This window comes from Sulfitobacter sp. HNIBRBA3233 (assembly GCF_040149665.1).
In the GTDB taxonomy this organism is placed as follows: Bacteria; Pseudomonadota; Alphaproteobacteria; order Rhodobacterales; family Rhodobacteraceae; genus Sulfitobacter; species Sulfitobacter marinivivus.
Genome location: NZ_JBEFLP010000001.1, coordinates 2568735 through 2587517, shown reverse-complemented (window position 1 = coordinate 2587517; position 18783 = coordinate 2568735). Strand labels below are relative to the sequence as shown.

The window sequence follows — 18783 nt, the reverse complement described above, 5'->3', positions numbered from 1 at the left end:
TTTCAGATCCCTTCGACAAGCATCAGATCGGTATCGGACGCTTTTTCGCGCAGTTGCCGCGCCTGGGTATAGGCATCGGAGTGATAGAAGGTGCGTGCCGCCTCGATGTTGTCGAATTCGACGACGATCGTCAGCTTCCGGACCTCGCCTTCCAGCACTTCGGGGTCGGGATTGCGGATCAGGACGCGCCCGTTGTGCGCCTTGATCGCGGCCCCCGACATGGTCTTGAACTCTTCAAAGGCCGCGCTGTCGTGCACGTCGATGTGCCCTATGAGATACCCTTTTGGCATATTCCGATCCTTTCTTTCGCGGGTCGCCGGTTGCCGGCGGCCCGTGAAAGCCTAGCAGATCTGGCCGAAAAATGCAGTACGGTGGGCGGGATCAGTCGTCCTCGCCCAGTTTCGGGGCGGGACGGACCAGCGACAGCTCCGCATCCGAAAAACCGAAGGGCGACCGCACGCCCGGTATCCCGTCGAGTTCGATCTGCATCCCGCGCGCGACGACCTGCGGGTCGGCGAAGACATCGTTCATCTCGTTGATCGGCCCTGCGGGCACGTTGTTGTCCTCGCAGGCCTGCAGGAGGCTGTCGCGGGTGAAGTTCAGCGTGGCGGCGCCCAGACGGCGGATCATCTCGGGCCGGTTGGCGACGCGGTCTGCGTTGGTCAGGTAATCGGGGTCGCGGGCCATATCGTCGAGCCCCAGAAGCGCGCAGAGCCGCTGGTACTGGCCGTCGTTCCCGGTCGCGATGATCAGGTGGCCATCGGAGGTCTCGAATACCTCGTAGGGGGTGAGGTTCGGATGTGCGTTGCCCAGCCGCGTGGGCGCGGTGCCGGTGGTCAGATAGTTCATCGCCTGATTGCCGGTGATGGCCACCGCGCAGTCCAGCAGGGCCATGTCGATATGCTGCCCGGTTCCGGTCGTGCCGCGCTGGTGCAGGGCCGCGAGGATCGCGGTGGTGGCGTAGATGCCGGTGAAGATATCGGTGATCGCCATGCCGTGCTTTTGCGGCTGGCGGTCGGGTTCGCCGGTGATCGACATCAGGCCGGACATGCCCTGAATGATGAAATCATATCCCGCGCGGTGCGCGTAGGGTCCGGTTTGCCCGAAGCCGGTGATCGAGCAATAGATCAGCCCCGGATACCGCTCCTTGAGGCTGCCGTAGTCCATGCCGTATTTGGCAAGGCCGCCGGTCTTGAAATTCTCGATCAGGATGTCGGCCCCGTCCAGAAGCTCGTGCATCCGCTGCTGGCCCGCGTCGGTCTTGAGATCGACGACCACGGACGCCTTGCCGCGGTTCGCCGAGTGGAAATAGGACGACGACCGGTCCCCCTCGCGTTCGACAAAGGGCGGACCCCACTGGCGCGTGTCGTCGCCCGCCGGGCTTTCGACCTTGATCACATCCGCGCCCAGATCCGACAGCGTCTGGCCGGCCCATGGGCCAGCCAGAACGCGCGCCAGTTCGATGACTTTCAGTCCGGCGAGAGGCGCAGCCATCAGCCTGCCAACGCCTCTTCGATGATCTCTTTCATGTCCGCGTAGGCCATGTTCGAGTATTTCTTGCCGTTGATCAGGAAGGTCGGCGTGCTGTCGATGTCATCGGCTTCGGCGTTCTGCTGGTACCAGGTGACCAGCGCCTTGGCCTTTTCACCGTCCTGAAGGCAGGCTTCGATGGCATCGTTCTCCATCCCCGCAAGGCGACCGATCTTGCGCAACTCCTCGACGATGGCGGCGGGTTCGCCCGCGCGGGTCCATTCGAACTGGCCGGCATAGAGCAGGTCCGCGATGCCGAAGAACTTCTCTTCGCCGCCACAGCGCGCGATCAGCGACGCCCAGAGGCCGAAGCGGTCGAAATAGACCTCGCGGTAGACGAATTTGATCTTGCCGGTGTCGATGTAGTCGGCCTTGAGCTGCTTGTAGGGGCCTGCGTGGAAGCTGGCGCAATGGGGGCAGGTGAAAGACGCGTATTCGATGACCTCGACTTCGGCGTCGGGATTGCCTGCGACCATCTCGACGATACCGGAGGTATCGACCGTCTCGTCGGTGGTCTGGGCATTGGCCGCGCCGGGCAACAGCCCTTCCGACAGCGCACCTGTGGGGCGCGGTGTGAAAGCGTACCAGCCGCCAAGGCCCAGAAGGGCGGCGCTGCCGAGAAGGAGAGTTCTGCGGTTCATGGTGTTTTCCTTTGTCTTATTGGTCCGACCGGGTCTTGTTCGCCGGTGCGGATGTCTTGGTCAGGATATTCTCGCCCAGCCGCGCGAGCGCGTCGCGCAGGCCGGCGTCGCCGATGGGGGCCGCGGTTTCCGAGGCGCGGGCGCGCAGGGCGGGATCGGGCGCGGGGGCGGCCTTCTTCGGGGCGTGGTCGAAGGCGACGCGCCCCTCGGCAAAGCCTGTCGCGGCGGTCTGCGTGACGCGGATCCGGGCGATGGCGTTGTAGCCGTAGACCGCGTTCACCCGCGCGCGCAGCTGTTCCTTCTGCATCTCGAGGATCGGCGCATTGGCGCCGGTGGTCAGCAGGGTCAACGTCGCCCCCATCCCGCCGCGCCCGTAGGACACCTCGACCGGACGCGAGATCGCAGCGGCGTCTTCGCCCGCGACTTCGGCCCAGTTGGTCAGCAGACGCGACTGCGCGAAACCACGGCTTTCCGACGCCTCGCGAATCCGCTTGGCCAGCAGATTGGAGGTTCGGGCAAAGCCCTTGGTGGTGGGAAAACGCTTTGTCATCTCGCTGGCGCGGTCTTTCCTTCGGCGACGGTGGAGCCTATCACGGTTTCGCCCTATGTGGGACAGTGATCAGTCTAACGCAAGGTACGCGCCCTGCCACCCCGTCAGAACCCCACCGGAGCATAAAGATTGCGTGACAAAGATAACATGTCTGTAACCTTGCTCGGCTGGTACGACCGGCACGCGCGCGAAATGCCGTGGCGCGTGGGCCCGCAGGCGCGCAAGGCAGGCGAGCGCCCCGACGCCTATGCCGTCTGGATGAGCGAGATCATGCTGCAACAGACAACCGTGGCAACGGTGCGCGACTATTTCCGCCGGTTCATCGCGCGCTGGCCCACGGTGCGCGATCTGGCGGCGGCCGAGGACGCCGAGGTGATGGCCGAATGGGCGGGCCTTGGCTATTACGCTCGGGCGCGAAACCTTCTGAAATGTGCCCGCGTGGTCGTGGCCGAGCACGGCGGCGCGTTTCCCGCCGATCATGCGCAGCTGCTCAAGCTGCCGGGCATAGGGCCCTACACGGCGGCTGCGGTATCTTCGATCGCGTTCGACCTGCCGCACGCGGTTCTGGACGGCAATGTCGAGCGGGTGATGGCGCGGCTCTACGATATCCACACGCCGCTGCCCGAGGCAAAGCCGCTGCTGATGGCGAGAGCCGAGGCGCTGACCCCCGAGACACGCCCCGGCGATTACGCGCAGGCGGTGATGGATCTGGGGGCCACGATCTGCACGCCGAAATCGCCGGCCTGCGGGATCTGCCCGTGGCGCGAGCCCTGCGCCGCGCGGATCGCGGGCACCATGGGCGAACTGCCGAAGAAGACCCCGAAGAAACCGAAACCGGTCCGCCACGGCACTGTCTATCTGGGCCGCCGCGCGGATGGTGCCTGGCTGCTGGAAACCCGACCCGAACGCGGATTGCTGGGCGGGATGCTGGGTTGGCCGGGGTCGGAGTGGATCGGCACGGACCAGCCGCATCCCGAAAGCCCCCCTCCCGCGCCGGGCGACTGGGAAGAAGTCGCCGGTGACGTGCGCCATACCTTTACGCATTTCCACCTGATCCTGCGGGTCATGCTGGCCGAGCTGCCGCACGACTGCACCCCCGCACGCGGCCGTTTCTATACCCGCGCCGAGTTCGGACCCGCCGATCTGCCCACGGTGATGCGCAAAGCCTACGATCTGGTGCAGTGACAGCGGGCCACATATTCCCTTCCCGAATTTTCTGGTACTGTGTAGGTCCGTAGCCAAACACGGAACACGAAGATGACAGAGACCACGATCGCCCCACCGGAGCTGGCCAAGCTCAGCCGCGCCCTGCCGTTCTGGCTGTCGCTGGCGCTGGTGCCACTGGCGTGGACCGCCGCCTTCTATGGCGGATGGGCGATCGTGCTGGTGCCGGTGGCGACGTGGTACCTGTTTACCGCGCTGGATGCCGCCCTGGGGCTGAATACCGAGAACGCGGATCCCTCCGCGACCGATGCGCATCTATTCTGGTACCGCGCGATCACCACGATCTGGGTGCCGGTCCAACTGGCAATGCTGATGGGCCTTTTGTGGTACGTCCCGCAGGCGGAGCATCTGCGCACCGCCGAACGGATCGGGGTTTTCTTCGGCGTCGGGGTGATTACCGGCACGGTGGGCATCAACTACGCCCACGAGCTGATGCACCAGCGCAACCGGCTGGAGCGATGGATGGCCGACATCCTGCTGGCGATGGTGCTCTATTCGCATTTCCGGTCCGAACACCTGCTCGTCCATCACCGCTATGTCGGCACCCCGCGCGATCCGGTGTCGGCGCGCTATAACGAAGGTTTCCACCGCTATTATCCGCGCGTGTTGTGGCAATGCTGGCGGTCGGCGTTCCGCGCCGAGGCCGCGATGCTGTCGCGCAAGGGTCTGCGCTGGAGCCATCGGTCCAATCCGTTCTGGCGGTACTGGGCCCTGCAGGCGGGATTCGTGGCGCTGGCTTTCGCGCTGGGGGGCTGGTCGGGCGTGGGCCTCTTCGTGCTGCAGGCGGGCGTGGCGATCTGGCAGCTTGAGCTGGTCAACTACATCGAACACTACGGGCTGACGCGCAAACATCTGGGCGACGGAAAATACGAACATGTCCAGCCGCGTCATTCGTGGAACGCGGCGCAAAAGGCATCGAACTGGCTGCTGATCAACCTCCAGCGCCATTCGGACCATCATTTCAAGCCCGACCGCCGGTTTGCCGTGCTGCAGACCTATGGCCCGGACGAGGCGCCGCAGCTGCCCTACGGCTATCCCATGATGACGATGATCGCGATGGTGCCCCCGCTCTGGCGGCGGGTGATGAACCCGCGCGTGCGCGGCTGGCGCAAGACCTACTATCCCGAGATCAAGGACTGGGCGGACTATAACAAGGCGCGCACGCCGATGCCCCGGTAAGGGCATCTTAAGACCCCGTGATGGATAGTGGTGCATGCGCCATTTTCCGTTGAGGGGATCCCATGCACAGCCATGCCGCCACGATGCCACAGTCGAAACCAACGACCTGTCTGATCGTCGAGGACAGCACGTTCGACCAGCTGATGATGACGCGGGTGATCGGCAAGACCGCCGGTAAGATGCGGGTCGAAATCGCCGCGACCCTGCACTCGGCCCGTGCCGCGCTGGCGCGCGGCGGGATCGGCCTGATCCTTCTCGACAACAACCTGCCCGACGGGATCGGGGCGAATTTCGCGCTGGAACTCGCATCGGACCCGAAGCTGTCGCGAATCCCCGTGATCATGGTCAGCGACTGGCCGACGCCCTTCATGTGGGAAAAGGCGGCGAGTGCGGGGGTTCTCTATGTGGTGAACAAATCGGAGTTCGGCGCGCGCTACGTCGAGCAGGCGTTGCGCTGCCGCCCGCTCCGGAACACGCGTGTAAGCTGAGGGCGGAAGCGAAAGGATACCGGTGCGGCCCGCGCGCCAAAGGGGGGGCGGAACAGAAAAAAGCCCCGCCAATGAAGGCGGGGCCAAGGTGAGTGTCAGCAATGCGGTCCCTCATGTGGAGGGCGCAGTGACACTGGCGGTGTTCGAATGTCTGGGGGTATTCAGTTCTGCATTTCGGCCCTGATTTGCTGGCGCAGAACGTCGATGGGCACACGCTTGCCTTCTTTCTTGTAGCACCAGTAGGTCCAGCCGTTGCAGCTGGGTGCTTTCTCGTAGGCAGCACCGACCTGGTGGATCGACCCTTTGTTGTCGCCTCCGATCAATGTGCCGTCCGCGCGCACCTTTGCCTTGTAGCGACCGTTCATGGAGTAGAGCTCCTCGCCCGGGCGCAGCATGCCACGTTCGACCAGTTGGCCGAACGGCACACGCGGTTCGGCGCGTTTGGACGTCGTGGTCTGGAGCGCTTCGGAATCGAACTTGCGCACGCTCGCGATGCGCTTTTCGGCAACCTTGCGATAGGCTTCCTCGCGTTCGATGCCGATCCAGTCACGGCCGAGCATCTTGGCCACCGCGCCGGTGGTGCCGGTGCCGAAGAACGGGTCGAGGATCACGTCGCCAGGATTGGACGAACCGACCAGCACGCGGTGCAGCAGGCTGTGGGGTTTCTGTGTCGGATGCGCCTTGTCGCCGTTTTCATCCTTGAGCCGTTCGTGACCGTTGCAGATCGGCAGAACCCAGTCGCTGCGCATCTGCACGCCTTCATTCAGCGCCTTCAGCGCCTCGTAGTTGAAGGTGTATTTGCTGGCTTCGGATTTACCGGCCCAGATCATGGTTTCGTGGGCGTTGGTAAAGCGTTTGCCGCGGAAGTTGGGCATCGGGTTCGACTTGCGCCAGACCACATCGTTGAGGATCCAGAAGCCCTGATCCTGAAGCGCGGCACCGACGCGGAAGATATTGTGGTAGCTGCCGATCACCCAGATCGCGCCATCGGGTTTCAGAAGCCGCCGCGCGGCCTTGAGCCAGGCGCGGGTGAATTCATCATACACCTTGAAGCTGTCGAATTGGTCCCACGCATCGTCCACCGCATCGACCTTGGAATTGTCGGGCCTGTGAAGATCGCCGCGCAGCTGGAGATTATAGGGAGGGTCCGCAAAGATGAGATCGACGCTGGCCTCGGGCAACGCGTTCATCGCCTCGATGCAATCGCCACTGAGAATCGTGTTCAGGGGGAGCGCTTGCGCCCCTTTTGTCTTGGTCGTCATGTACTGCCTCTGCCCCGGTGCTTTTGTGCACTCGTTGGTTGAGGACAAAGATGACCGCGGGCTGATTCCCGGTCAATTTCTTTTTTGAATCAAAAGTTTAAGAATTAACCTTGCCACAACATCTTGTGTACGGGTGCGAAGGTTCGTCTATGGTGTGGGGTCGGGCCAAGTTTTTGCAGCGCGGACATGTGGCTTTTTGATCCATATCCCATGTTGGTTTCCCATCCGTAGCCGGGGTGCTGTTGCGCGAGGGACAACATGACACAATCTCGACAGATTTTTGCCATAATTGAGGCCGCCGCAATCGACAGCGAACGGGTGTCTCCCTTCACGACCGGAAGACCGGGCAGGTTCAGACCTTCGGGCAGGCGATTGCCGTCGATCAGGCAATAATCGGCGGGCACCCGCAGCCCCGCGAGCGCGCGGCGCATCGCGATGTGGCTGGCGCGCAGGATGTTGTGCTCCTCGATTTCCGCGACCGTGGCATGGGCGACGGAGACATCGGCCACCTCCATCAGCACCTCGTGCAGCGCTTCGCGGCGTTTGCGGCTGAGCTGTTTGCTGTCGTTGATGCCGTCGGGAATGCGCGCCGGATCCAGCACGACAGCCGCGGCGGTGACCGGACCGGCAAGCGGGCCGCGCCCGACCTCGTCCACACCGGCGATACGTGTATAGCCGCGGGCGCGCGCGGCGTCTTCGAATGAGAAATCAGGCAACATGACACCGGAAAAGCGGATGCAGCCCTTTCGCGCAAGTGAAAAGGAGGGGATGCCCGAACATCCCCTCCTTCCCTTTGGCGGCACACACACACCGCCAACCCGACGCAAAAGCGGTGACACCCCCGCGCCGGTACCCTTTCAGACGTCAGCTGCGTGCAAGGCTGTAGCCGTTGCGCCGCAGGCAGCGCGCGTCATAGCCGCTGAGCGTGCCATCGCGGGTGCGGATCCGCTGTGCGCAGCTTTGCGGCATGTTGTCGACGAAGCTGTAGGAGCGTTCGAGGCAGCGGCGCTCGAAGAGCTGTGCGGAGCCGTCGCGCGTCTGGATATTCTGGAAGCACTGCTTGGGTAGCAGCTTGCGGTCTATGGCCTGCGGCAGCGGACGAGGCTGGTGGCGGGTATAGCCGTGGTTGTGGACGTATTCCCCGTCGCGGTGCGCATGCGTCAGGTTTCCGTGCCGATGGACCAGCGGGGCGGGCCGGCGCGCGGGCTGCGGATCGTAGTGGCGGCGCTGCACGTCCTTGTATGACCTTTCTTTGGCCTCTTTCTTTGCCTTCTTGGCTTTCTTCTCGTCCTTGCGCTTGTCGTGGATGATCTTGCCCACGACCGCGAGGCCGAGAATCGTCGCGATGGTCCGCGCGGCGCGCCGGTCGTCGGCGTAGGCGGGCACAGAGGTAAAGGCCGCCAGGGCAACCGCCGTTGCCAACAACAGCGGAATGAAGCGGTTCGGAAAAAGCAGGCGCATGGGTCTGGTCCTTTCGGTCGAAGGTGCCTGAGGGCGGCAGAGGCCACGTTCGGCGGTGTGAGGCCAACATCGGTCGGGGGCCGCCGGACAGGCAATAACGCGGGCCTGTTATCGGATAACGCCAGCGGCGGACGCCAAGGGATATTGAATATCCGCGCGCCGGGGCGCATCGTGAGCCTATGAAACAGATGCTTCCCCTTCTGGGCCTTGTCGCCCTGTTGACCACCGCAGGCGCACAGGCGCAGGCGGCGGATTGCTACGCCGACTACAAGGCGAAGCAGGACAATCCCCTCAGACTGCATTACGGTGTGGCAGAGGTGCGCGGCGACTGCACCAAGGGCGCCGCCCGCAGCGAACTCGCCGAGCGGCTGGCCGCGAAGGGGTGGACCCTTCTGAATATCGTGTCGGTCTTCGGACCCGAGGGACTGGACCAAAGGAGAAGCAGTGCCGGATCAAACTTTCTCCGCTTCTGAGATCCGCCGTTTCGGCGGGCGGTTCGTGGGTTTCGGCGTGGCCGCCGTGGTGGCCATGCTGCTGATCGGCGCTGTCGTGATGTTCTGGGCCCTGCCCGACGCCAACGCGTTCAACGCGCGGGTCGAACGTATCTTTATCGAAAATGACGATCTGACCAGCGCCGCCGAGATCAAGCTGCTGGAGATTCTGGCGCAGTCGGGCACCGCCTTTTCCGACACGCTGACCAACTACCGCGTGCTGATCGGGGTGCTGCTGATCTTCGCCGCCGCGATGCTGGTGGCGGCGGTGACCTTTCTGGTGATGCTGATCGGCTTCAACCGCAGGATGGCCCAGATCGAGCGGACGGGCATTCAGGTCTCGTCGCTGCTGATCAGCCGCGAGGAAAACAAGGTCTACCTCAACAATCTGGGGTTCAAGCTGACCGATGCGGCGATGGAGACGTTATCGGTACTGGCAGAGGCGCGGATGGACGACGACGTTCTATCGGGATCCGAGATCGAGGGCATGATCTCGGGCCGGTCCGCCGCAGATTGCGACGAGGCGGCGGGGGCGACGCGCATCAAGCGGCTGCGCGACACGCTGGGCAACCAGATCGTCAGCGAGCTTCTGGTCAAGAATATCGCGCGGCGCGGATATATGCTGGCCATCGACAAGGACGTGATCAAGGTTCTCTGAACCGGCGCGCGATTGATTGGTACGATTCAGTCTCTGGTCATCGGCGGGGGCGCGGGGCTAGGCTCCGGCGGAAATGCCCGAAAGGAATCCCGCTATGCAAGTGCCCCGCAATCCGTTCAAACACGCCCTCGCCGCGGGCGAGATGCAATTCGGCTGCTGGGTGGGCCTTGCCGATACGGTATCTGCGGAAATGATGGGCCACGCCGGTTTCGACTGGCTGGTGATCGACGGCGAACACGGTCCGAACCACATCCGGTCGATCCTTGGCATGTTGCAGGTCCTCGAAAGCACGCCCGCCCATCCCGTCGTGCGGGTGCCCATCGGCGAGACGTGGATCCTGAAACAGGTGCTGGATGCGGGCGCGCAGACGGTACTGGTGCCGATGGTCGAAAGCGCCGAGGAGGCGCGTGCGCTGGTGCGCGCGGTGACATATCCGCCCGAAGGGGTGCGCGGTGTGGGATACGCCCTGACCCGCGCCTCGCGGTTCAGCATGATCGCCGACTACGGCACCGCGGCGGATGCCGAAATCTGTCTGCTGGTGCAGGTCGAAAACCGCGCCGGCCTGGCGGCGCTGGATGAGATTCTGGCAGTGGACGGCGTGCACGGCGTGTTCATCGGCCCCGCCGATCTGGCCGCCGACATGGGCCACATGGGCCGCGCCGATCATCCCGAGGTACAGGCGGCGATCATGGACGCACTGGCGCGCATCCGCGCCGCCGGAAAGGCCCCCGGCATTCTGTCCACCCGCGACGAGATGACCAATGACGCCATCGCGGCGGGCGCGCAATTCGTGGCCGTGGGCGCGGATATCCTGTTGCTGGGCAACGCCGCGCGCGCGCTGGCGCAGAAATGGCAAGGCACGCGCAGGTGAATTCCGGCCTCGCTGTCCTCGCCTTCGCCTATGTGCTCAGCCAGTTCTTCCGCGCGTTCCTCGCGGTGCTCAGCCCGTTTCTGAGCACCGATCTGGGCGCAACGCCGCAAGATCTCGCCTTTGCATCGGGGATGTGGTTCATCGCCTTCGCGGCGCTGCAACCGCCGATCGGCTGGGCGCTGGACACCCACGGACCGCGCCGCACGGCGGCGGGGCTGATGCTGCTGGGTGCGGGCGGCGGATCGGCGGTCTTTGCGCTGGCCACCACGCCGCTGCATATCTCGGTGGCCATGACGCTGATCGGCGTGGGCTGCGCACCGGTGCTGATGGCATCCTACTATATCTTCGCGCTCGACCATCCGGCGGCGCGCTTCGCATTCCTTGCCGCGCTGATGGTGGGCATCGGCACGCTGGGCAATATCGTGGCGTCCTACCCAGTCACGCTGGCCGCCGAAACCGTGGGCTGGCGCGCGGCGATGTGGGCCTTGTGCGCCGCATCGAGCGTCACGGCCATCGCGATCTTCTTTCTCGTGCGCGACCCGCTGAAAGAGCCGCAGACAGAGCGCGGCAGTTTCGCCGCCGTCCTGCGGATCAAGCCGCTGTGGTTCATCTTTCCGCTGATGCTGGTCAGCTACGCCGAGGTGGGCGCGCTGCGGGGCCTGTGGATCGGGCCCTACCTGTTCGAGGTCTTCGCCGCCCCGCCGCGCCTCATCGGGCAGGCGACGCTGGCCATGGGCATCGCGATGATCGTCGGGCCGATTGCCTACGGGGCGATGGACCGTGTGGTGGCGACGCGCAAATGGATCATCTTTACCGGAAGCGCGCTGGTGCTGGGCTCGACCGGCGTGATGATGGCGGTGGTCGATACCTCTGCGCTGCTGATCGTCGTGCTGATGTGCGCGATCGGCTTCTTCGGCTCGACCTACCCCGCGATCATGGCACACGGGCGCGGCTTCCTGCCGCCGCATCTGGTGGGGCGGGGGGTGACCATGCTGAACCTGTGTTCGATCGGCGGTGTGGGCGTCGCGCAGTTCGTCACCGGCCGTATCCATTCGGCCACCAGCGGCGGGGCCGATCCCGCCGCGCCCTACACCGCGATCCTCGGTTTCTTCGCGCTGCTGCTGGGCGCCGGGCTGCTGGTGTATCTCTTCGCGCGCGACAAACCCACGCCTGCGCCCCTTTCCAACACCGCCAAAGCCGTATAACAGGCCCGCACCACCCAACCGCACATATCTGGAGTGAAACGAAATGGGTTATCGCGTCGTCGTCGCGGGTGCCACCGGAAACGTGGGCCGCGAAATGCTGAACATTCTGGCCGAGCGCCAGTTCCCCGTGGATGAAATCACGGTACTTGCCAGCCGCAAGTCACTGGGCACGGAGGTCAGCTTTGGCGACAGGACGTTGAAGACCAAGGATCTGGATGCCTTCGACTTCACCGGATGGGACATTGCGCTTTTCGCTGTCGGCTCGGACGCGACGAAGAAATACGCGCCCAAGGCCGCCGCCGCGGGCTGTGTGGTGATCGACAACTCGTCGCTCTACCGCTACGATGCCGACGTGCCGCTGATCGTGCCCGAGGTAAACCCCGAAGCGATCCACGGCTACTCCAAGAAAAACATCATCGCCAACCCCAACTGTTCGACCGCGCAGATGGTCGTGGCGCTGAAGCCGCTGCACGACCGCGCGACGATCAAACGCGTCGTGGTCAGCACCTACCAGTCCGTATCGGGCGCGGGCAAGGAAGGCGCGGACGAGCTCTGGGACCAGACCAAGAGCATCTACAACCCGACTTCCGAAGTGCCGCCCAGCAAGTTCACCAAGCAGATCGCCTTTAACGTGATCCCGCATATCGACGTGTTCATGGACAGCGGCGAGACCAAGGAAGAATGGAAAATGGTCGCCGAGACGAAAAAGATCGTCGACCCCAAGATCAAGGTCACCGCGACCTGCGTGCGGGTGCCGGTCTTTGTCGGCCACTCCGAAGCGATCAACATCGAGTTCGAGGACCATCTCGACGAGAACGAGGCACGCGACATCCTGCGCGAGGCGCCCGGCATCATGGTGATCGACAAGCGCGAGGACGGCGGCTACGTCACGCCTGTCGAATGTGTCGGCGATTTCGCCACTTTCATCAGCCGGATCCGTCAGGACAGCACCATCGACAACGGTCTGAACCTGTGGTGCGTCAGCGACAACCTGCGCAAGGGTGCGGCCCTGAACGCCGTGCAGATCGCCGAGCTTCTGGGCCGCGAAGTGCTCAAGAAGGGCTGATATCCGCCTGTCGGACGCGGATATGGAGGGGGGCCGGAAGGCTCCCCTTTTTCTTTCGGGCAAGGCGGGGCATCCTTCGCGGCAAAGCCACGAAGGAATATTGCCATGCGCTTCACCGCTCTTGCCCTCGCTCTGATGCCGCTGCCGCTGGTGGCGGAAACCTACACCCTGCCGTCGGCGCCCAGCGCGGTGACGGTCTACTCGGATTTCGCAATGGTAACCCGCACGGTCAGCGTGGATGTGAGCGCCGGGCGCCACGAGATCGTGCTGCCCGACATGCCGGTCTGGGTTGACGCGGATGCCCTGCGCGTGGCGGTCAGCGGTGCGGTTCTGGGCACCACGCGCCTGCGTTTCGATGCCCTGCCCCCGCAGCCCGACCGTGACAGCCCCGCCGTGGCCGCGGCCCGCGACCGTGTCGAAGAGGCCGAGCGCGCGCTGGTTGTGCTGGAGGACCGCGTGGCGGATGCCCGCCTTGCCGCGACCGCTGCCGAGGCGCGGGTGACCTTCCTCACCAGCCTCGGGTCGAGCCAGACCCTGCCGTCGGATCCCGATGCCCTTGCCGCCGTTTCGCGGATGATCGAGGCGCAGACGCTGGACGCCGTGCGCAACAGGAACGAGGCCGAGCGCGAGGCGCGGCGCATCGCCGAAGAACGCCCCGCGCTTGAAGAGGCGCTGGAGGACGCGCGGGCCGCCCTTGCCGCCCTGATGCCGCGCACGGGTGAGGGCGCGCTTCTGACCCTGAGCGTGAGCGCCGATACCGCTGGCCCTGTCGCTGCCACCGTCAGCTACCCCGCCGCCGCCTATTGGCAACCGACCTACGATCTGCGGCTGACACGGGGCGATCGGGACCGGCTGACGCTGGGCCGCGCGGCGATCGTCACCCAGACCAGCGGCGAGGCATGGGACAATGTGACCCTGACACTCTCGACCCTGTCCCCCGGCGGGCAAATCATGCCGAGCGAGCTTTATCCGCCACTGCTGAGCTATGGCGATCCGCTGCCGCCGCGCCCGCTGGAGAGGTCGATGGCAGGTGCACCCGCCCCCGAATCGATGATGATCGCCGACGAAGCCGCCGCCGTGGCGCGGTTCGACGGCCCCGGTGTGAGCTATGCGCCGCAGGATCCGGTCAGCATCGCCTCGGGTGCCGAGGGCGCGCGGGTGCCGCTGGATACGCTCGAGTTCGACGCGCGGGTCTTTGCCCGCGCCGTGCCCGAACGCGACGAGACCGCGTTCCTGATGGCCGAAGCGGTCAATACAACCGAAGAGCCGCTTTTGCGCGCCGATACGGCGCAGGTGTTTGTGGATGGCACGCTCGTCGGGCGGACGCATTTCCCGCCCGTGCCCGCGGGGGAGAGTTTCGCGCAGGCCTTCGGACCGGTCGAGGCGTTGCGCCTGACACGCACGGTGCTGGACCGCAGCGAGGGCGACACCGGCATCATCAACCGCAATTCCGCAAGGGTGGAAGCGGTGCGCACGAAGATCGAGAACCTCGGCGACGAAGCATGGGAGATCGAACTGCGCGCGGCGGTGCCCTACAGCGAACAGGACGACCTGCGCATCGACTGGTCCGCGACCCCCGCGCCCGACGTGACCCGCGCGGAGGACCGCCGCGGGCTGCTGCAATGGAACCTGAGCCTCGACGCCGGTGCCACCCGCGAGATCACGCTGGAGCAGACCGTCCGCTGGCCGGAGGGCAAGGTGTTGCGCTAGGCATCCGCGGACAGGGGCCGCAGAGCGATCTGCGCAAACGGCCAGCCGCCGCGCTGACGGTTGACCTAAACTGAATGCAGACACCAGATAGCGGCGGATCCTGTGCCCGCGCCCGCCGGTGCGGGCAACCACCGCCAGCGAACAGGTCCGCGCGCGAGGGTCTTGGCCCGGTTCAGTCCCGCACCACGGTATGGAAATCGCCCGCCTGCGGGTGCGCGTCCGGCAGTTGGCGCGGGATCTCATGTGTGTGGCCCGGCACCGGTCCACCGAACCGTTCGATGAGCGCGTCGTAACTCGCGCCCACGGCGGTGGTATTGCACAGATGCCGTCCCGTGGCGCGGATGTGGATCCCCAGCCCGGCCCCCATGGGGCGCAGTTCCATCCCTTCCCCCGCCAGCCGGTTTGCCAGATCGGACCAGTCCGCCGCCGCGTCCAGATGGGCCGATACCAGGCGGTGCCGGCACGGGTCGATCTGCCCCGCGGGCATCACACCGCGATGGGTCATGCTGTGCGGGTGGCCGGGCATGGCCACTCCGAACCGCGCAACCAGATCGCCGTAGGCGAAACCGATGTCCGACGCCTTGCAGACCTGCGTGCCGCAACTGGATTTGACCAGAACCAGCCCCCCGCCCTTCGCGCGCATCTCGTATCCGTGCGGGCGCAGGCGCGCGGCCAGATCCGCCCAGTCCACCGCAGCCGCGATGTCACGGGCGAGGAGCGCCTGAAGGGCCGCGAGGAGCCCCTGGTCGGGGCGGGGCTTGGGCACGCGCAGCTGACGCTCCACCTCGCGTTTCAACAGCACCCGCACCAGATGGCCGATGGTGACATCGCGCGCCGTGGCGACACGCTGTGCGCCCGACAACAGGTCGCGCGGCAGTTTGAGGGTGACCGATTCCAGTTCCATGGATCCAGTCTGGCCCCGACATGGTTAACGGCCTGTTAATCCGGCCCGCAACAGCGGCTCAGACCGGTTGGAACCCGTTATCGGCCGGGCTGAAGTATTCCAGGCCGCCGGCACCGATATCGGTCCACATGCCATGCAAGGTCAGATCCCCACTCTGCACCTTCTCTTCGAGCCACGGGAAGGTCATCAAATTCTCCAGCGAGATCATCACCGCATGTTTCTCCAGCGCCCTGACCTGCGCGGCCTCGTCCTCGATCTCCGCGACCAGCTCGTATTTGGGACGCAGGATATCCATCCAGCGCCCGACAAAGCTGGTCTTCTCCTCCAGCTCCGGCGCGTGCCCCTTGCACATGGACAGGCACCCCTGCACGCCGCCACAGTTGGAATGGCCCAGCACGATCAGATGCGCGACCTTCAGCACGTTCACCGCGTATTCCACCGCCGCCGAGGTGCCGTGCTGAAGCCCGTCAGGCTGATAGGGCGGCACGAGGTTGGCGATATTGCGGTGAATGAAGAACTCCCCCTGGTCCGCCCCGAAAATCGAGGTGACGTGGACCCGGCTGTCACAGCACGAAATCACCATGGCGCGCGGATGCTGGCCGTCGGTGGCAAGCTTCTGATACCACGCCCGATTTGCGGAAAAGGTCGTCGCCCGCCAGCCCTGATAGCGCTGGACAAGGTATCCTGGCAGCGGCTTTGCCTCTTTCATGGTGGCGGACCTCCTGATTTCTTGTTTCGATGAATTAGACGGAAAACGCCGAAGATTCGAGCCTTAATCCCGTTTCCCCGAAAGGATTTCTAAAGCAACGCCCCGCATAACGTCTCCAGCCGTGGGGGCGAAACGAAGGGGTGAAAGATGGGTGAGATACTCGAAATGCGCTTGATCGAAAGGGTCGAACTGGATCAGGGCAGGATCGGTGCGCTCTACAGACAGCTGGGCGCGGACGGCGCCGACAACGTGATGTGCCGTGCGATGGAGGAACTGGCCGTCCGCATGTCCCTGTGCCGGTCGCTCTGGCAGGAGGGCAAGACCGCCCAGCTGCGCAAGAACGCGCGATCGCTGATCGCGATTTCCGAACAGCTCGGCATGAAGCGCCTTGCACAGGTGGCCGGTGACGTGACCGCCTGTATCGACGATCGCGACAGCGTCGCGGTGTCAGCCACCCTGTCGCGGATGCTGCGCACCGGGGAAAGGTCGCTTTCGGCGATCTGGTCGATGCAGGAACGCAGCCTCTAGCGCTGCCGGCCAAGGGCCCTCGGGCCTGCGCCGACGCGGCGCTTGCCGCTGCGACAGGATTGCGTAGTCTGGCGGCGAACCCGAATATGCCAAGGAAACGCAATGTCCCTCACCTTCGCCGCCGACGGCCCCGATGCCCTGCCCCTCCACATTCTCGAAGAGGACGCAGTCGACGCATGGCTGGACACGCAAGAGGCGCGCGATGCCGCATGGGTGCGCGCCATGGGATTTACCGGCGGGATCGGGCAGGCGCTGGTCCTGCCCGGCCCCGATGGTGCGCCCGCGCGGGCTCTGATCGGGTTCGGCACAGCGGCCAAGCGCCTGCGCGGGCGCTTCACACTCGCGGCCGCAGCGTCGAAACTGCCCGAAGGCGCGTGGCGCATCGCCGACGGCCTGCCCGAAGACCTCCTCGAGGTCGAAGCCTTGGGCTGGCTTTTGGGCGGCTACCGCTTTGACCGCTACAAGTCGGCCAAACCGGCAGGGGCCAGGCTCGTGGCGCCCGAAGGTGTCGACGCCGCTCGTCTCGAGGCGATCGCGGCGGGCGAGGCGCTGACACGCGACCTGATCAACACCCCCGCCAGCGACATGGGTCCGCCCGAACTGGAAACAGCGGCGCGCAAGCTGGCCGAACGCCATGGCGCCAGCATTGACGTGACCCGCGGCGAGGCGCTGCTGGAAAACAATCTTCCGATGATCCACGCCGTGGGCCGTGCGGCGTCACGACCCCCGCGCCTCATCGACATGCGCTGGGGCGACGAAGGCCCCGCCCTCACGCTGGTCGGCAAGGGCGTATGTTTCGACACCGGCGGTCTCAACCTGAAACCCGGCGCCTCTATGGGTCTGATGAAAAAGGACATGGGCGGCGCTGCCGCGGTTCTGGGTCTGGCGCATATGCTGATGGCCACCGGCGCGCGGATGCGCTTGCGGATTCTGATCCCGGCCGTGGAAAACTCCGTGTCCGGCGATGCCTTCCGCCCGCAGGATGTCCTGACCTCCCGCAAGGGCCTGACGGTCGAGATCAACAATACCGATGCCGAGGGCCGGCTGGTTCTGGCCGACGCGCTGGCGCTGGCGGACGAGGAAAAGCCCGACCAGATCATCTCGATGGCGACACTGACAGGGGCGGCACGGGTCGCCGTGGGTCCCGACCTCGCGCCCTATTTCAGCGACGATCCCCTTTTCGTCACAGCGCTCGAGGCCTCCGCCGTCGCCGTCGCCGATCCGGTCTGGCGGATGCCCTTCCACGACCCCTACGAGACAATGATCGAACCGGATATCGCGGATCTCGACAATGCGCCGAAAGGCGGGTTCGCGGGCTGTATCACGGCGGCCCTGTTCCTGCGCCGCTTCGTCACCCGAAGCCGCTACGCCCATTTCGACATCTACGGCTGGCAGCCCAGCGCCGCACCGGCACGCCCCAAGGGCGGCGTCGGGCAGGGCACCCGCGCGCTGTACGGCGCGCTCGCGGGTATCCTGAAACGATGAGCGATCCGCGCACCACACCGGATCCCACCCGCGTGAGCGGCAGCGAGGCCGCGCAGATCGCCCGCCCCGTGGTCGATCTGATGCGCCGCCCCGGCGGCCCGCGCGACCGCCAGCTGCTGCTGGGCGCCGACGTGACAGTGATGGACCGAACCGACGGCTGGGCCTATGTGCAGGCGGCGGCGGATGGCTACTGCGGCTTCGTGCGGACGACAGAGGTCACAGCCCCCCTGCCCCTGACGCACAGGGTCATCGCCCCCGCGACACATGCCTATCTCGACCCTGACATCAAATCACCCGACCGCATCTCGCTCAGCCACGGCAGCCGCGTCGCGGCAACGGACCGGTCCGGACAGTTCATCGAAACGGTGCACGGGCACATCCCCGCGCAGCATGTCGCACCGATCGATACTCTCGTCGCGGACCCTGCGGAACTGGCGGCGCTCTTCATCGGCACGCCCTATCTCTGGGGCGGCAACAGCCGCTTCGGCATCGATTGCTCCGGTCTGGTCCAGGCCGCCTGCACCGCCTGCGGCATCCCCTGCCCCGGTGACAGCGACATGCAGGAGCGGGACCTGGGCGATCCGCTCGATCCCCACACGCCGCTTCGACGCAACGATCTGGTCTTCTGGAAAGGGCATGTCGCACTCGTCTGGGATCCCCAGACCCTGATCCACGCCAATGCCCATGCCATGGCAGTCGTCTTCGAACCGCTCGACAGCGCCATCGCACGCATCGCCCGCACCGATGGCCGGATTACCGCCCGCAGACGCCTGCCCGCCTGAGCCCCCGCGCCAAGGCGCCACCGCCCGTGCCGGAACGCG

21 protein-coding genes are annotated in these 18783 nt (G+C 65.3%); 12 read left to right on the top strand and 9 right to left on the bottom strand.

All coding sequences use genetic code 11. The annotated features are described in order from the left end of the window. Positions 1-2 precede the first annotated feature (2 nt). The 4 genes from ABMC89_RS12655 to ABMC89_RS12640 all read right to left on the bottom strand — a co-directional run bounded on the left by ABMC89_RS12655 (position 3) and on the right by ABMC89_RS12640 (position 2721). Positions 3-290 (bottom strand): DUF1330 domain-containing protein, encoded by a 288-nt coding sequence (locus ABMC89_RS12655; protein WP_349568290.1) that lies wholly within the window; start codon positions 288-290, stop codon positions 3-5. A 91-nt stretch (positions 291-381) separates the two neighbouring features. Further along, positions 382-1494: a CaiB/BaiF CoA transferase family protein gene (locus tag ABMC89_RS12650; protein WP_349568289.1), complete on the bottom strand. Its 1113-nt coding sequence runs from the start codon at positions 1492-1494 to the stop codon at positions 382-384. Continuing rightward, positions 1494-2171: a DsbA family protein gene (locus tag ABMC89_RS12645; RefSeq protein ID WP_349568288.1), complete on the bottom strand. Its 678-nt coding sequence runs from the start codon at positions 2169-2171 to the stop codon at positions 1494-1496. Before ABMC89_RS12645 ends, ABMC89_RS12650 begins: the two co-directional genes overlap by 1 nt. 16 nt (positions 2172-2187) lie before the next feature. Beyond that, positions 2188-2721: a DUF721 domain-containing protein gene (locus tag ABMC89_RS12640; RefSeq protein WP_349568287.1), complete on the bottom strand. Its 534-nt coding sequence runs from the start codon at positions 2719-2721 to the stop codon at positions 2188-2190. A 147-nt stretch (positions 2722-2868) separates the two neighbouring features. Here ABMC89_RS12640 and mutY point away from each other — a divergent pair, with 147 nt between their 5' ends. From mutY to ABMC89_RS12625, 3 genes are all read left to right on the top strand, one after another. Continuing rightward, positions 2869-3906: an A/G-specific adenine glycosylase gene (mutY, locus tag ABMC89_RS12635; RefSeq protein ID WP_349568286.1), complete on the top strand. Its 1038-nt coding sequence runs from the start codon at positions 2869-2871 to the stop codon at positions 3904-3906. 72 nt (positions 3907-3978) lie between these two features. Next, positions 3979-5124, top strand: coding sequence for an alkane 1-monooxygenase (locus ABMC89_RS12630; protein WP_349568285.1), 1146 nt, complete (start codon positions 3979-3981; stop codon positions 5122-5124). Positions 5125-5186: 62 nt separating this feature from the next. After that, entirely contained in the window at positions 5187-5612 is a 426-nt protein-coding gene (locus ABMC89_RS12625; protein ID WP_349568284.1) for a response regulator, read from the top strand. Positions 5613-5773: 161 nt separating this feature from the next. Here the strand turns inward: ABMC89_RS12625 and ABMC89_RS12620 are convergent, their stop codons facing one another. The 3 genes from ABMC89_RS12620 to ABMC89_RS12610 form a co-directional block, all read right to left on the bottom strand. Next, a complete protein-coding gene (locus ABMC89_RS12620) occupies positions 5774-6874 on the bottom strand; it encodes a site-specific DNA-methyltransferase (RefSeq protein WP_349568283.1) in 1101 nt (366 codons plus the stop codon). Between the two features lie 104 nt (positions 6875-6978). Further along, positions 6979-7593, bottom strand: a complete 615-nt coding sequence (gene rnhB, locus ABMC89_RS12615) for a ribonuclease HII (RefSeq protein ID WP_349568282.1) — start codon at positions 7591-7593, stop codon at positions 6979-6981. 145 nt (positions 7594-7738) lie between these two features. Further along, a complete protein-coding gene (locus ABMC89_RS12610; RefSeq protein WP_349568281.1) occupies positions 7739-8335 on the bottom strand; it encodes a hypothetical protein in 597 nt (198 codons plus the stop codon). 179 nt (positions 8336-8514) lie between these two features. Between ABMC89_RS12610 and ABMC89_RS12605 the strand changes: the two genes are divergently transcribed. From ABMC89_RS12605 to ABMC89_RS12580, 6 genes are all read left to right on the top strand, one after another. Next, positions 8515-8808 (top strand): hypothetical protein, encoded by a 294-nt coding sequence (locus tag ABMC89_RS12605; protein WP_349568280.1) that lies wholly within the window; start codon positions 8515-8517, stop codon positions 8806-8808. Further along, complete coding sequence (locus tag ABMC89_RS12600; protein WP_349568279.1) at positions 8780-9484, top strand: winged helix-turn-helix domain-containing protein; 705 nt, start codon at positions 8780-8782, stop codon at positions 9482-9484. The genes ABMC89_RS12605 and ABMC89_RS12600 overlap by 29 nt, the downstream gene beginning before the upstream one ends. Before the next feature lie 94 nt (positions 9485-9578). Continuing rightward, entirely contained in the window at positions 9579-10355 is a 777-nt protein-coding gene (locus ABMC89_RS12595) for an aldolase/citrate lyase family protein (RefSeq protein ID WP_349568278.1), read from the top strand. After that, complete coding sequence (locus tag ABMC89_RS12590) at positions 10352-11560, top strand: MFS transporter (RefSeq protein ID WP_349568277.1); 1209 nt, start codon at positions 10352-10354, stop codon at positions 11558-11560. The genes ABMC89_RS12595 and ABMC89_RS12590 overlap by 4 nt, the downstream gene beginning before the upstream one ends. A 43-nt stretch (positions 11561-11603) precedes the next feature. Continuing rightward, a complete protein-coding gene (locus tag ABMC89_RS12585; RefSeq protein ID WP_349568276.1) occupies positions 11604-12626 on the top strand; it encodes an aspartate-semialdehyde dehydrogenase in 1023 nt (340 codons plus the stop codon). Positions 12627-12731: 105 nt separating this feature from the next. Next, positions 12732-14336, top strand: coding sequence for a DUF4139 domain-containing protein (locus ABMC89_RS12580; protein WP_349568275.1), 1605 nt, complete (start codon positions 12732-12734; stop codon positions 14334-14336). A gap of 172 nt (positions 14337-14508) precedes the next feature. Here ABMC89_RS12580 and ABMC89_RS12575 read toward each other — a convergent pair whose 3' ends face one another. Together ABMC89_RS12575 and ABMC89_RS12570 are read right to left on the bottom strand one after the other, a co-directional pair. Continuing rightward, positions 14509-15240: a hypothetical protein gene (locus ABMC89_RS12575; RefSeq protein WP_349568274.1), complete on the bottom strand. Its 732-nt coding sequence runs from the start codon at positions 15238-15240 to the stop codon at positions 14509-14511. Between the two features lie 58 nt (positions 15241-15298). Beyond that, the gene (locus tag ABMC89_RS12570; protein ID WP_349568273.1) at positions 15299-15949 is read right to left on the bottom strand and encodes a carbonic anhydrase; all 651 of its coding nucleotides are present in this window, start codon (positions 15947-15949) and stop codon (positions 15299-15301) included. 147 nt (positions 15950-16096) lie between these two features. On the opposite strand from ABMC89_RS12570, the gene ABMC89_RS12565 reads away from it, so the two are divergent. The 3 genes from ABMC89_RS12565 to ABMC89_RS12555 all read left to right on the top strand — a co-directional run bounded on the left by ABMC89_RS12565 (position 16097) and on the right by ABMC89_RS12555 (position 18744). Further along, positions 16097-16477, top strand: a complete 381-nt coding sequence (locus tag ABMC89_RS12565; RefSeq protein WP_349568272.1) for a hypothetical protein — start codon at positions 16097-16099, stop codon at positions 16475-16477. A 102-nt stretch (positions 16478-16579) separates the two neighbouring features. Next, positions 16580-17962: a leucyl aminopeptidase family protein gene (locus ABMC89_RS12560; protein WP_349568271.1), complete on the top strand. Its 1383-nt coding sequence runs from the start codon at positions 16580-16582 to the stop codon at positions 17960-17962. Beyond that, positions 17959-18744: a C40 family peptidase gene (locus ABMC89_RS12555; RefSeq protein WP_349568270.1), complete on the top strand. Its 786-nt coding sequence runs from the start codon at positions 17959-17961 to the stop codon at positions 18742-18744. The genes ABMC89_RS12560 and ABMC89_RS12555 overlap by 4 nt, the downstream gene beginning before the upstream one ends. The last annotated feature ends 39 nt before the right edge of the window (positions 18745-18783 follow it).

Bases quoted from the DNA above. Each gene is read 5' to 3' on its own strand.
- ABMC89_RS12650 (WP_349568289.1), bottom strand. From the start codon at position 1,494: ATGGCTGCGCCTCTCGCCGGACTGAAAGTCATCGAACTGGCGCGCGTT.
- ABMC89_RS12580 (WP_349568275.1), top strand. From the start codon at position 12,732: ATGCGCTTCACCGCTCTTGCCCTCGCTCTGATGCCGCTGCCGCTGGTG.
- ABMC89_RS12640 (WP_349568287.1), bottom strand. From the start codon at position 2,721: ATGACAAAGCGTTTTCCCACCACCAAGGGCTTTGCCCGAACCTCCAAT.
- ABMC89_RS12555 (WP_349568270.1), top strand. From the start codon at position 17,959: ATGAGCGATCCGCGCACCACACCGGATCCCACCCGCGTGAGCGGCAGC.
- ABMC89_RS12585 (WP_349568276.1), top strand. From the start codon at position 11,604: ATGGGTTATCGCGTCGTCGTCGCGGGTGCCACCGGAAACGTGGGCCGC.
- ABMC89_RS12595 (WP_349568278.1), top strand. From the start codon at position 9,579: ATGCAAGTGCCCCGCAATCCGTTCAAACACGCCCTCGCCGCGGGCGAG.
- ABMC89_RS12605 (WP_349568280.1), top strand. From the start codon at position 8,515: ATGAAACAGATGCTTCCCCTTCTGGGCCTTGTCGCCCTGTTGACCACC.
- ABMC89_RS12575 (WP_349568274.1), bottom strand. From the start codon at position 15,240: ATGGAACTGGAATCGGTCACCCTCAAACTGCCGCGCGACCTGTTGTCG.
- ABMC89_RS12620 (WP_349568283.1), bottom strand. From the start codon at position 6,874: ATGACGACCAAGACAAAAGGGGCGCAAGCGCTCCCCCTGAACACGATT.
- ABMC89_RS12625 (WP_349568284.1), top strand. From the start codon at position 5,187: ATGCACAGCCATGCCGCCACGATGCCACAGTCGAAACCAACGACCTGT.
- rnhB (WP_349568282.1), bottom strand. From the start codon at position 7,593: ATGTTGCCTGATTTCTCATTCGAAGACGCCGCGCGCGCCCGCGGCTAT.
- ABMC89_RS12560 (WP_349568271.1), top strand. From the start codon at position 16,580: ATGTCCCTCACCTTCGCCGCCGACGGCCCCGATGCCCTGCCCCTCCAC.
- ABMC89_RS12565 (WP_349568272.1), top strand. From the start codon at position 16,097: ATGGGTGAGATACTCGAAATGCGCTTGATCGAAAGGGTCGAACTGGAT.
- ABMC89_RS12570 (WP_349568273.1), bottom strand. From the start codon at position 15,949: ATGAAAGAGGCAAAGCCGCTGCCAGGATACCTTGTCCAGCGCTATCAG.
- ABMC89_RS12655 (WP_349568290.1), bottom strand. From the start codon at position 290: ATGCCAAAAGGGTATCTCATAGGGCACATCGACGTGCACGACAGCGCG.
- ABMC89_RS12630 (WP_349568285.1), top strand. From the start codon at position 3,979: ATGACAGAGACCACGATCGCCCCACCGGAGCTGGCCAAGCTCAGCCGC.
- mutY (WP_349568286.1), top strand. From the start codon at position 2,869: ATGTCTGTAACCTTGCTCGGCTGGTACGACCGGCACGCGCGCGAAATG.
- ABMC89_RS12610 (WP_349568281.1), bottom strand. From the start codon at position 8,335: ATGCGCCTGCTTTTTCCGAACCGCTTCATTCCGCTGTTGTTGGCAACG.
- ABMC89_RS12645 (WP_349568288.1), bottom strand. From the start codon at position 2,171: ATGAACCGCAGAACTCTCCTTCTCGGCAGCGCCGCCCTTCTGGGCCTT.